The following is a 10,451-nucleotide window of genomic DNA, read 5'->3' on the forward strand; positions in this document are numbered from 1 at the left end:
GGTCACCCCGAGCGGGGGGTGGGGAGTTGGTCCGGCATGAGCGCCAAGAAGAAGAACTTCTCGACGATGAAGATGCTGGGCGCGCAGCTACAGGCAGCGCGTAAGGCTGCTGGGTACACCCAGCAGCGGCTGGCGGATCTGCTGAAGGTCGATGTGGAGACCATCGCCTCCATCGAGCAGGGCAGACGGCCACTGTTGCCGGACCTCGCGGCCAAGTTGGACAAAATCCTCGACACGAAGGGGATGCTGGCGGCAGGGGTGGCACAACTTCCTGACATCGACCAGTTCCCGATGCACGCCGAGCAGTACATGGTGCACGAGCGCGAAGCGGTGTCGCTGTCCTGGTACGACACTCTGCTCGTGCCGGGTCTCCTCCAGACCGAGTCCTACGCGTACGCGGTCTTCAGTAGCCGAGTCCCGGCGTTCGGTGACGACAAGCTCGCCGTCATGACCGCCGGACGGCTCAAGCGGCAAGAGATCATCCATCGTGAGGACCCGCCGACGCTCAGCTTCGTGGTCTGGGAGCCGGCGGTACGGTTCCCCCTGGGGGGTGAAAAGGTCTACCGCGAGCAGCTCCGTCATCTGCGGAAGTGCGCCGAAATGCCGGGTATCTCCTTGCAGTTCCTGCCGTTGGACCGCGCCACCCACGCCGGTACCGCGGGCTCCTTCACCTTGATGGAGACACCCGATCACCAGCATCTGGCCTACTCGGGATCGCACCACGGCAGCCAGTTGGTCGCCGACCCGGAATGGGTCTCAATCCTCACTCGCAAGTATGCGATGCTGCGCTCACAGGCCATGACCCCCGAGAAGTCGAGGGGCCTGCTCGACAGTCTGCTAGGAGAACAATGAACACCACACTCGCGTGGTTCAAGTCGAGCTACAGCGATGACGAGGGCGCTCAGTGCCTCGAAGTCGCTTACGCCTGGAGGAAGTCCAGCTACAGCAGTGACCAGGGCGGCGCATGCCTCGAAGTCGCCACCTGCCCCCACACCATCCACATCCGCGACTCCAAGAACACCGGTGACGCGCCCACCCTCCGTCTCGCCCCGGTGAGTTGGACCGCCTTCACCGGCTCACTCAAGTGATCGATTGTCAGTGGCTGCGCCTACAGTCACTGGCATGGCGACTCTTCCCAACCCGCTGCCCAAGCTGGCAGCCGATCCGAGTGGGCGTGCGCTCGGGCTGCGGCTTCCGCCCGGAAGCCTGATCGACGCGACGGACGACGGCCCGTGGCGCGAACCGTTGCTGTGGTGTGCCGGGCGGCCCGTCGCGCCCGGGAACTGGGCCGCGCTGGGTACGCCCGCCGCCCGGGTGGGCCTGCTGCCGGTGCTGATCGAGCTGGGCGGTGAGCGGGTCGGCCCGGAGGACTGGGAGCTGATGCCCGGGGAGACGACGTACCCGGGCGACCATGACGCCGAGGACGTGCTGGCGGAGTACTGGGAGGACTGCGCGGGCGAGGAGGACGGCCCGTGGCCGGGGCTCGCCGGCGGGCTGCCGCCGGCCGCCGCCCCGGACACCCGCGCCGCGGAGGTGGCGGACTCGCTGGCCGGGGGGCGGCCCTGGCTCAAGGACCCGCACCTCGCGCTGGTGCCCGCCCGGCGCAGCGCGGACATACCCGCCGCGATCGGCTGGTCCGGCCCGCTCAACCACGACAACGACGTGGCGCGACTGTGCGCGGTCCTCCGCTCCTGGGAGGACCGCTTCGGGATACGGGTGGTGGCGCTCGGCTTCGACCACCTCACCGTGTCCGTGGCGGCGCCGCCCGGCACGTACGCCGAGGCCGAGGCGGTGGCGGCGGAGCACCTGGCCTTCTGCCCGGACGCCGCGGACGATCTCGCGGAGTGCGCGCGCGGGCTGGTGGGCGAGCGGACCTGGCACTTCTGGTGGGAGTGAGCGGGCCGCGGCTCACTCCTTGACGCCGAGACCGCCGTAGATGTTGATGTCGGCGTCGGTCACGTCGTCGATGTCCCGGTACCGGATCTGCTCGATGGGGTCGAGCCCGGCGAGGTAGGAGTCCTCGGGCCGGTCCGGGACCGGCGCGGTGTGCTCGGGCCGCCAGTGATGCACGGGGACCACCGAGGGCTCGGCCAGGGTCAGGGCGTTGCCGGTGAAGAACCGCTCGACGTCCGCGTGGGAGCGCAGCACGAAGGTGAAGCCCCGCTCGGTGTAGGTGCGCTGGACGGCGCGGATACTGGCCGGGTTGAGGTCGTCGGTCAGATGGCTGAGGATCAGCCGGCTGCCGGCCGGCAGCGCGCCGACCAGCTCGCGCACCAGCGGGTACGCCTCCTCGTCGGGCACGAAGTGCAGGACGGCGACCAGGCACAGGGCGATCGGCCGGTCGAAGTCGAGGGTTTCGGCGGCCTGTTCGAGGATGAGCGCCGGTTCGCGCAGGTCGGCGTCGATGTAGTCGGTGCGTCCCTCGGGGCTGCTGACCAGCAGCGCCCGGGCGTGGGCGAGGACGACGGGGTCGTTGTCGACGTAGACCACCCGCGAGGCGGAGTGCGCCCGCTGGGCGATCTGGTGCACGTTCTCGGAGGTCGGCAGGCCGGTGCCGATGTCCAGGAACTGCCGGATGCCGTCCTGGACGGCGACGGCGGTCACCGCCCGGCGCAGGAAGTCGCGGTTGTGGCGGACGTCGAGGTAGCCGCGCGGGTTGGCGGCGAGTCCGGCCGCCGCCGCGGCGCGGTCGGCCGGGTAGTGGTCCTTGCCGCCGAGGAACACGTCGTACACCCGCGCCGGGTGCGCCTTGCTGGAGTCGATCCTCCGGCGCAGCTCGTCGGGGTCCTGGCGGAGGGCGTCACCGGGCATGGCAGGGTCTCCTGAACACTCGTACGATCAACCGCAATCTAGCCCGCGCCCGGCGCGCGCGGGCCCCGACCGGTGAAATCGGCGGGCGGCAGCGCGGGCGGACGGTCGGGCGGTCGGGCGGTCGGCCAGGCGGACGGCCGGACGTCACGGGTGGACGCGTCAGGAGTCGTTCATCAGCTCCCAGCCGTGCCCGTTCAGCGGGGAGGCGTAGTACGCCGGCCCGGAGCCGCTGGTGCGGAACGGCTTGCCGTGGTCGTCGACGCGCACCGTGCCGTGCCGGTCGCCGCTGGACCAGTCCAGCTCCAGGTACCAGCGCACGTCGTGCCCGCTGGTGTGCCCGTTGACGTAGAAGACCTCCGGGTCGGACTCGCTCACCTTGTACGGGAAGTTCCGCTGCCCGCCGACCGGCTGGGCCAGCGGATTGCCGAGGTCCAGGGAGACGTCGAACGACTTGGTGTCCACCCCGCCGCCGCAGCCGTCGCCCATCGCGTACTTGTTCCAGGTCAGGTTGGCGCCGCTGCTGACGACCCGCACGTGCAGTCCCCGCAGCACCACGGTCTGCGCGCCGGTGCCCTGCACGGTGAGCACCACCATCTGGTGGTCGGCGGCGACCGCGCCGATCGCCGAGGTCCAGCCGACCGCGTCCTGGAGGGTGGGCGGCGGCGGCACGTTCTGCGGCTTCCGGTCGATCAGGAAGCTCTGGTAGCAGGGCAGGTCCCAGTAGTACGGGGTGGTGGCGACCGCGAGCGGGGGCGCGTCCGAGGCGCCGTCGGAGTGCGCGGTACCGGTCGCGGACGGGGACGACGCGGAGGGGCGGTCGGTGGAGGGGGAGGCGGTCCGGGAGGGGGACGATGACCCGGGCGTGGCGCTGGTGGCCGCCTCGCCCGGGGGCCCGCCGGGCGAGGCGGACACGGCGGCGGTCGCGGCGGCGGCCCGTTCGTCGGCGGTCCGGTCCCGGTGGCCGGGCACCAGACTCACCACGAGCGCGGTGGCCGCCGCGACCGCGACCACCCCGGCACCGGCGAGCAGCGCGACCCGCCGCTTCGGCGCCCGCGGACCGGACTCGTCGGCCGGCTCCTCCTGCCCGGAGTGCTCCGCACGCGCCTTCGTGCGCGCTTCCGGTTCCGGCTCCGCACGCGCTTCCGGTTCCCGCTCCTGCTCCGGTCTCGGCTCGGGTGCCTGCGCCGGAGTCTCCGTCCGCACCCCGCGCAGCGCGTCCGCCCGGACCCAGCGGCGGTGCAGTTCGAGCAGTTCCCCGGGGGTCGCCCGGCAGATGCGGGCCAGCCGCTCGACGGGGGCGTAGTCGGTGGGGACGACGTCGCCGCTGACGTACCGGTGCACGGTCGACGCGCTCATGTGCAGGCGCTTGCCCAGCGCCCCGTAACTGAGCCCGGACCGTTCCTTCAGCTCCCCCAGCAGCTCGGCGAACTCGCCTCCCGCCACCGTTCCTCCCCTTCCCACGTCCCACGAGGGCATCCCAGGAGGGTGCCGTTCCCGCAGGTCAGAGCCCATTTCAGCATTCCGGCATGCCGGGTTTCCGGGCAGTGCCGGCCACTGGAACGCATCGTCGCACAAGCTGTGGATCAGCCGAACACGGCGCTCAGGGCCACCGGGCCGAGCGACCGCCCACGGTCCTCACGACCCAGCACACACGCCCCAGCACGCACGCCCCATCACTCACGCCCCAGCACGCACGCTCCGTCACCCACCACCGCCACCTTCAGGGGGAACCCATGTCCGCACGCACGCTCCGCACCCGTCTCCTCGCGGCCTCCGCGCTCTGCGTCGCCGCCCTGTCGCTCACGGCCTGCGGCGGCGGGAACGACACGAACGGCGCCGCCGCCTCCACTCCCGTGGCCGCCGCGCAGAGCGGCCGGTCCGCCTCCGACGCGCCCTCCGCTCAGGGCGGCAGCGGCACCTCCGCACAGACCTCGGGCTCGGGCGGCGGCGCCCGGAACGGCAGCCACACCGGCGGCACCTCGGGCAAGGGCAAGGCGGCCACCGGCGGTTCGCACAGCGGCGGCGGCGACGGCTCCGACGAGTTCACCAAGTGCAGCGCCAAGCACCTGCGCATCACCGCCGTCTCGGTGCCCCGCCCGATCAACCACCTGCTGCTGCGGGCCACCAACACCGGCTCCCGGCGGTGCATGCTGGAGCCCTACCCGGCGGCCCGCTTCGGCGAGGCGCAGTCGGTGCCGCCGGTGGCCGAGGACACCAAGCCGCAGGCGCTGGTGAGCCTGGAGCCGGGCGAGTCCGGCTACGCAGGCGTCAAGCTGTCCGGCGACGGCGACCACGGCCACACCGTGCGCACCCTGACGGTCCCCCTGGAGGACGGTTCGATCGCCACGGTGAAGCTGCCCGCCGCCGGCGTCCACGTGGACGACAGCCTGACCGTGACGTACTGGCAGAGCACGACGCAGTACGTCGTGGACTTCTGAGAACGTCCCGGAAAGCATCCCGGACGGACGCCGTTCCAGCAGGTCAGAGCACTTTTCGGCGGACCGGCGTCCCACATTCGCGGGCTGCTGTGGCCAAGGGGTCCCCCAGCGGATCAAGCTGGGGACCCCGGCCCGTCCAGCGCCGCCGCACCTCGCTCGTGCTCGTCCCAGGGGGAAATCTCGATGCCCGCACTGCCCGCACTGTCCGCACACTCCACCCGCGCCCGCGCCCGCGTCCGGCTGCTCGCCGCGGCGGTGCTCGTGCTGACCGCGTCGGCCGCCCTCACCGGCTGCAACGACGGTGAGGGCGTACGCGACGAGGGCCCGTCCTCGACGGCCCGGTCGCTCGGACCGCCGTGCGCCGTCCACGCCCACGCGCCGCGGCCGGCACCCAGCGCGACACTGGACGGCGGCAACGGCGGCGAGGGCGGCGGCGCTCAGCGCAGCTTCTGCGCGACCTCGACGGCCCAGTAGGTGAGGATGTTGCGCGCCCCGGCCCGCTTGATGCCGGTCAGGGTCTCCCGGATCGCCCGGTCGCGGTCGATCCAGCCCTTCTCGGCGGCGGCCTCGACCATCGCGTACTCGCCGGAGATCTGGTAGGCGGCGACCGGCACGTCCACGGCGTCGGCGACCTTGGCGAGGACGTCGAGGTAGGGACCGGCCGGCTTGACCATCACCATGTCGGCGCCCTCCTCCAGGTCGAGGGCCAGCTCGCGCAGCGACTCGCGCAGGTTGCCGGGGTCCTGCTGGTAGGTCTTGCGGTCGCCCGTGAGCGAGGAGCCCACCGCCTCGCGGAACGGCCCGTAGAAGGCGGACGAGTACTTCGCGGTGTACGCGAGGATCGCCACGTCCTCCCGGCCGATCTGGTCCAGCGCGTCGCGGATGACGCCGATCTGGCCGTCCATCATCCCGCTCGGCCCCACGATGTGGGCGCCCGCGTCGGCCTGGACCTGCGCCATCTCGGCGTACCGCTCCAGCGTGGCGTCGTTGTCGACGCGGCCCTCGGCGTCCAGCACCCCGCAGTGGCCGTGGTCGGTGAACTCGTCCAGGCACAGGTCGGACATGACGAGCAGTTCGTCGCCGACCTCGGCGCGCACCTCGCGCAGCGCGACCTGGAGGATGCCGTCCGGGTCGGTCCCGGCGGTGCCCAGGGCGTCCTTCTTGGCCTCCTCGGGCACGCCGAACAGCATGATCCCGGAGATCCCGGCCTCGACGGCCTCCGCGGCGGCCTTCTTCAGGCTGTCCCGCGTGTGCTGCACGACCCCGGGCATCGCCGCGATCGGCACCGGCTCCCCGACGCCCTCGCGCACGAACGCGGGCAGGATCAGGTCCGCGGGGTGCAGCCGGGTCTCGGCGACCATGCGCCGCATCGCCGGGGTGGTGCGCAGCCGACGAGGTCGCGTACCGGGGAAGGCTCCGTACATCGTCATGGCTTCTACGCTACGCCCGCCCGGCACACCCTCTTGCCGACGCGGTGTCGAGCCGGCCGCCTCCGCCCCGCTCCTTTCTCAGCCCTCTCCCGGTCCGCCCCCGGCCGCCGGTGAGGCCCCCAGCACCCGGTCGATGAACTCCGCCAGCCGCGCGCGCAGCTCCTCCCGTTCCACACCCCGCGCCCCGGCCAGGTGCTCGACCAGATCCGCCCGGACGGCGGCGAGCAGGGCGTGCGCCGCGAACGCGCCGTCGCCGAAGCCGGGGAGACCGGTCAGCGCGTCGCGCAGCAGGGCGTGCCACCGGTCGTAGTACCCGGCGTCGTACGGGCTGCCGCTGTCCCCCGCCGCCTCCAGGGCCGGCGCCAGGTGGCGGTGGTCCAGCTTGAAGCAGAGCAGCGCGTCCAGCAGGGCGGGGACCCGCTCGCGCGGCGGGGCGGCGGGGCCGAGCGGCGGCGGCCCCTCGGCCACGGCCCGCTCCAGCGGTTCCAGGCGGGCGGCGTACAGCTCGCGGATCAGGCCGGTGCGGTCCCCGAAGGCGCGGAACAGCGTGCCCTTGCCGACCCCGGCCGCCGCCGCGACCTCGGCCATGGTGACGTCCTGCGCACCGGCCCGGCGCACGAAGAGGTCCTCGGCGGCGGCGAGCAGGCAGGCGCGGTTGCGGGCGGCGTCCTTGCGCGGCTTGCGCTCGGTCATGCGGAGGCGACTCCCGTGTTTGCGAAACGGACCCGGGGTCCGTATCTTCGTGGCCATGAAACGGACCGCCGGTCCGCATCGTTATCGTACGGGACGGAGCACCCCCATGCCCGAGACCATCCCCGCCACCCCCGCCATCCCTGCCACCCCCACTTCTCCCCAGGAGCTGTTCCGCCACGGACTGCGGCTGCTGCTGGACAAGGACATCGACGCCTGGGTCGCCCTGTGGGCCGAGGACGGCGTGATGGAGTTCCCCTTCGCCCCCGAGGGCCGGCCCCGCCGCCTGGCGGGCCGGGCGGCCGTGGCGGCGTACATGCGGCCCTACCCCGACCACATCGACCTGCGCGACTTCCCCGAACTGACCGTCCATGAGACCACCGACCCCGGCACGATCGTGGCCGAACTGCGCGGCGTGGGCCGCCTGGTGGCGACCGGCGGCCCCTTCGACATGCGTTACGTCGCCGTGGTGACCGTCCGGGACGGCCTCATCACCGGCTACCGCGACTACTGGAACCCGCTGGCCCTGACGGACCCGGCGGCCGACTTCACCGGGAGCACCCGATGACGGACCCGGGCACCACCGCCACGAACTCCGGGAGCACCCGATGACGGACCCGGGCACCCCCGCCACGAACTCCGGCAGCACCACCGCACACGCCGACGCCACCCCCGTCGGCTGCGGCAGCACCCCCACGGACTCCGGCACCACCCTCGTCATCGGGGCCACCGGCACCACCGGCAGCCGCACCACCGTCCGGCTGCTCGCCGGAGGCCACCGCGCGCGGGCGGCCGGGCGGCGCGCCGCGCCCGTGGCGGGCGCGCCGGGCGTCCGCTTCGACTGGTACGACCCCTCCGGCCACGCCCCCGCCCTGACCGGCACCGACCGCCTCTACCTCGTCCCGCCGGTGGGCGACCCGGACCCGGCCGCCGTCATGCTGCCCTTCCTGGAGCTGGCCCGCGCGCGGGGCGTGCGCCGCGCGGTACTGCTCAGCTCCTCCGCGATCGGGGCGGGCGGCCCGGCGGTGGGCGAGGTCCACCGGGCCCTGCCGGACCTCTTCGGCCAGTGGGCGGTGCTGCGGCCGTCATGGTTCATGCAGAACTTCACCGGCGACCACCCGCACGCGCGGAGCATCCGCGAGGAGGGCGTCATCCGCTCGGCCACCGGGGACGGCCGGGTCGGCTTCGTGGACGCCGAGGACATCGCCGCCGTGGCCGCCCGCGCCCTGACCGCTCCCGAGGCCCCGTGCACGGATCTGGTCCTGACCGGCCCGCAGGCCCTGTCCTACGACGACGTGGCCGCCGTCTGCGCCGAGGCCACCGGCCGTCCGGTCGCCCACCACCGCCTGACACCCGGCCGGATGCGCGACCACCTGATCCGGGCGGCGGGCCTTCCCGCCGGGTTCGCCGCGATCCTGGCCGGCCTGGACGAGGCCATCGCGCGGGGCGCGGAGGACCGCACCACCGACACCGTCGCCCGCCTCACCGGCCGCCCGCCGCACACCCTGCGCGAGGTCGTCCTGCGGGAGCGCGCCTGACCACCGCTCAGCCACCCGGGTCACCCACCCCGCCCACCTCGCCCGAGTTGTCCGCGAGCAGTTCCCGCGCGCGCCGCACCAGCGCCTCGCGCACCGATTCCGGCCCCAGCACCCGCAGCGGCACGGCCAGTCCGAGCAGGTACCCGGCGAGCCCGTCCGCGTCCGGTCCGCCGATGTCCACGACCGTGGCGCCGGGACCGTCCGGGCGGTGCGTGCCGACGCTCGCCGGAATCACCCGCAGCGCCCGGCCGACGGGGAGCGGGAGGCGGACCGTCGCGGTCAGCGGGTAGGGGCCGTTGGCGGTGGCGCGGGCGACGAGCTGGGCCGGATCGGGCGGGTCGGCCTGCTCCCGCACCGGCTGCCCGGTCGGCTGGACGCGTTCCACCCGGTCCGCGCGGAACGTACGCCACTGGTCGCGGGCCACGTCCCGGGCGACGAAGTACCAGCGCCGCCCGGTGTGCACGAGCCGGTAGGGGTCGACGTCCCGGACGGTGGCCCGCCCCTTGCCGTCCCGGTACGCCAGGCGGGCCCGCTCGCCCCGGCGGCACGCGGCGGCCAGCTCAAGCAGCAGCCCGGAGGTGATCTGCGGCTCGCTGGTGCGGGGCGTGTGCACGAACGCGGCGTCCATCTCCTCCAGCCGCCGCGCGATCCGCCCCGGCAGCACCTGGCGCAGCTTCAGCAGCGCCGACAGCGCGGCCTGGTCGCCGCCGAGCGCCCCGCTCAGCGCCGCCTCGCGCAGCCCGACCGCCACGGCCAGTGCCTCCTCGTCGTCCAGGATCAGCGGCGGCACCCGCGACCCGGCCCGCAGCCGGTAACCGCCCCACGGACCCGGCTCGGACTCGACGGCGTACCCGATCTCCCGCAGCCGCGCCACGTCCCGCCGCACGGTCCGGTCGGTGACCCCCAGCCGCTCGGCCAGCTCGGCACAGGTCCATGACGGCCGGGCGGCCAGCACGGAGACCAGCCGCAGCAGCCGGGCGGAGGCACTGATCACACCGGAAGTGTTCCACAGCCGTGGTCCGCGGCCCGCGCCCGACCAGGACCGGAACTGTCCTGGTCCCGTCCTACCGTCTCCCCATGACCACAGGCACCTCGGCGAACCCCGCCGGCACCCCCGCCCCGCCCGCGTTCCGCTACGCGGCCGTCACCTTCGACTGCGCGGACCCCGTCGAACTGGCCCGCTTCTACGGCGACCTGCTCGGCCTGGCCGTCGCCTTCTCCTCCGACGACTTCGTCTTCCTCGCCCGCGAGGGCTCCCCCGGCCTCGGCTTCAACCGCCTCGCCGACTACCGCCGCCCCACCTGGCCCGACCCCGCCCAGGAGAAGCAGGCCCACCTCGAACTCGGCGTCGATGACCTGGACGCCGCCGAGGCCCATCTGCTCACCGCGGGCGCGACCAAGCCCGCCCACCAGCCCTCGCCGGACCGCTGGCGAGTCCTGCTGGACCCGGCCGGGCACCCGTTCTGCATCACGACGCTGGTCTGAGCGTCCGTACCCGGACACGACGGTGGGGCGCCCCCAGACTGGGGGCGCCCCACCGTCGT

13 protein-coding genes are annotated in these 10,451 nt (G+C 73.7%); 8 read left to right on the forward strand and 5 right to left on the reverse strand.

Annotated features, from left to right (window positions below; genetic code table 11):
* The first annotated feature begins 36 nt into the window (after nucleotides 1-36).
* The 3 genes from ABZ858_RS28700 to ABZ858_RS28710 are packed head-to-tail and all read left to right on the forward strand — an operon-like array spanning nucleotide 37 to nucleotide 1,896.
* The gene (locus ABZ858_RS28700) at nucleotides 37-852 is read left to right on the forward strand and encodes a helix-turn-helix transcriptional regulator (RefSeq protein ID WP_361384700.1); all 816 of its coding nucleotides are present in this window, start codon (nucleotides 37-39) and stop codon (nucleotides 850-852) included.
* Nucleotides 849-1,088 (forward strand): DUF397 domain-containing protein, encoded by a 240-nt coding sequence (locus ABZ858_RS28705; RefSeq protein WP_361384703.1) that lies wholly within the window; start codon nucleotides 849-851, stop codon nucleotides 1,086-1,088. Before ABZ858_RS28700 ends, ABZ858_RS28705 begins: the two co-directional genes overlap by 4 nt.
* 34 nt (nucleotides 1,089-1,122) lie before the next feature.
* Nucleotides 1,123-1,896, forward strand: coding sequence for a DUF4253 domain-containing protein (locus tag ABZ858_RS28710; protein WP_361384705.1), 774 nt, complete (start codon nucleotides 1,123-1,125; stop codon nucleotides 1,894-1,896).
* A gap of 12 nt (nucleotides 1,897-1,908) precedes the next feature.
* Here ABZ858_RS28710 and ABZ858_RS28715 read toward each other — a convergent pair whose 3' ends face one another.
* Nucleotides 1,909-2,811, reverse strand: a complete 903-nt coding sequence (locus ABZ858_RS28715) for an SAM-dependent methyltransferase (RefSeq protein ID WP_361384708.1) — start codon at nucleotides 2,809-2,811, stop codon at nucleotides 1,909-1,911.
* A gap of 159 nt (nucleotides 2,812-2,970) precedes the next feature.
* Nucleotides 2,971-4,254 carry a helix-turn-helix domain-containing protein gene (locus ABZ858_RS28720; RefSeq protein ID WP_361384711.1) on the reverse strand — a complete coding sequence of 428 codons (1,284 nt, stop codon included), beginning with the start codon at nucleotides 4,252-4,254 and terminating at the stop codon, nucleotides 2,971-2,973.
* 290 nt (nucleotides 4,255-4,544) lie between these two features.
* On the opposite strand from ABZ858_RS28720, the gene ABZ858_RS28725 reads away from it, so the two are divergent.
* Together ABZ858_RS28725 and ABZ858_RS28730 are read left to right on the forward strand one after the other, a co-directional pair.
* The gene (locus ABZ858_RS28725) at nucleotides 4,545-5,249 is read left to right on the forward strand and encodes a DUF4232 domain-containing protein (RefSeq protein ID WP_361384714.1); all 705 of its coding nucleotides are present in this window, start codon (nucleotides 4,545-4,547) and stop codon (nucleotides 5,247-5,249) included.
* Between the two features lie 183 nt (nucleotides 5,250-5,432).
* Nucleotides 5,433-5,723 carry a hypothetical protein gene (locus ABZ858_RS28730; RefSeq protein WP_361384717.1) on the forward strand — a complete coding sequence of 97 codons (291 nt, stop codon included), beginning with the start codon at nucleotides 5,433-5,435 and terminating at the stop codon, nucleotides 5,721-5,723.
* Here the strand turns inward: ABZ858_RS28730 and hemB are convergent.
* Nucleotides 5,687-6,679: a porphobilinogen synthase gene (hemB, locus tag ABZ858_RS28735; RefSeq protein ID WP_361384720.1), complete on the reverse strand. Its 993-nt coding sequence runs from the start codon at nucleotides 6,677-6,679 to the stop codon at nucleotides 5,687-5,689. The two genes, ABZ858_RS28730 and hemB, sit on opposite strands and share 37 nt — an antisense overlap.
* A 78-nt stretch (nucleotides 6,680-6,757) precedes the next feature.
* Complete coding sequence (locus ABZ858_RS28740; RefSeq protein ID WP_361384724.1) at nucleotides 6,758-7,372, reverse strand: TetR family transcriptional regulator; 615 nt, start codon at nucleotides 7,370-7,372, stop codon at nucleotides 6,758-6,760.
* Between the two features lie 106 nt (nucleotides 7,373-7,478).
* Here ABZ858_RS28740 and ABZ858_RS28745 point away from each other — a divergent pair, with 106 nt between their 5' ends.
* Both ABZ858_RS28745 and ABZ858_RS28750 read left to right on the forward strand, forming a co-directional pair.
* Nucleotides 7,479-7,937 carry a nuclear transport factor 2 family protein gene (locus ABZ858_RS28745; protein ID WP_361384727.1) on the forward strand — a complete coding sequence of 153 codons (459 nt, stop codon included), beginning with the start codon at nucleotides 7,479-7,481 and terminating at the stop codon, nucleotides 7,935-7,937.
* A gap of 40 nt (nucleotides 7,938-7,977) precedes the next feature.
* On the forward strand, nucleotides 7,978-8,907 hold the full coding sequence (locus tag ABZ858_RS28750) for an ergot alkaloid biosynthesis protein (protein ID WP_361384730.1): 930 nt from the start codon (nucleotides 7,978-7,980) through the stop codon (nucleotides 8,905-8,907).
* Nucleotides 8,908-8,914: 7 nt separating this feature from the next.
* Here the strand turns inward: ABZ858_RS28750 and ABZ858_RS28755 are convergent, their stop codons facing one another.
* Nucleotides 8,915-9,901 carry a YafY family protein gene (locus tag ABZ858_RS28755; RefSeq protein WP_361384733.1) on the reverse strand — a complete coding sequence of 329 codons (987 nt, stop codon included), beginning with the start codon at nucleotides 9,899-9,901 and terminating at the stop codon, nucleotides 8,915-8,917.
* Between the two features lie 83 nt (nucleotides 9,902-9,984).
* On the opposite strand from ABZ858_RS28755, the gene ABZ858_RS28760 reads away from it, so the two are divergent.
* Nucleotides 9,985-10,392, forward strand: coding sequence for a VOC family protein (locus ABZ858_RS28760; protein ID WP_361384736.1), 408 nt, complete (start codon nucleotides 9,985-9,987; stop codon nucleotides 10,390-10,392).
* Nucleotides 10,393-10,451: the final 59 nt, after the last annotated feature.

It is taken from the genome of Streptomyces sp. NPDC047017 (assembly GCF_040644175.1).
In the GTDB taxonomy this organism is placed as follows: domain Bacteria; phylum Actinomycetota; class Actinomycetes; order Streptomycetales; family Streptomycetaceae; genus Streptomyces.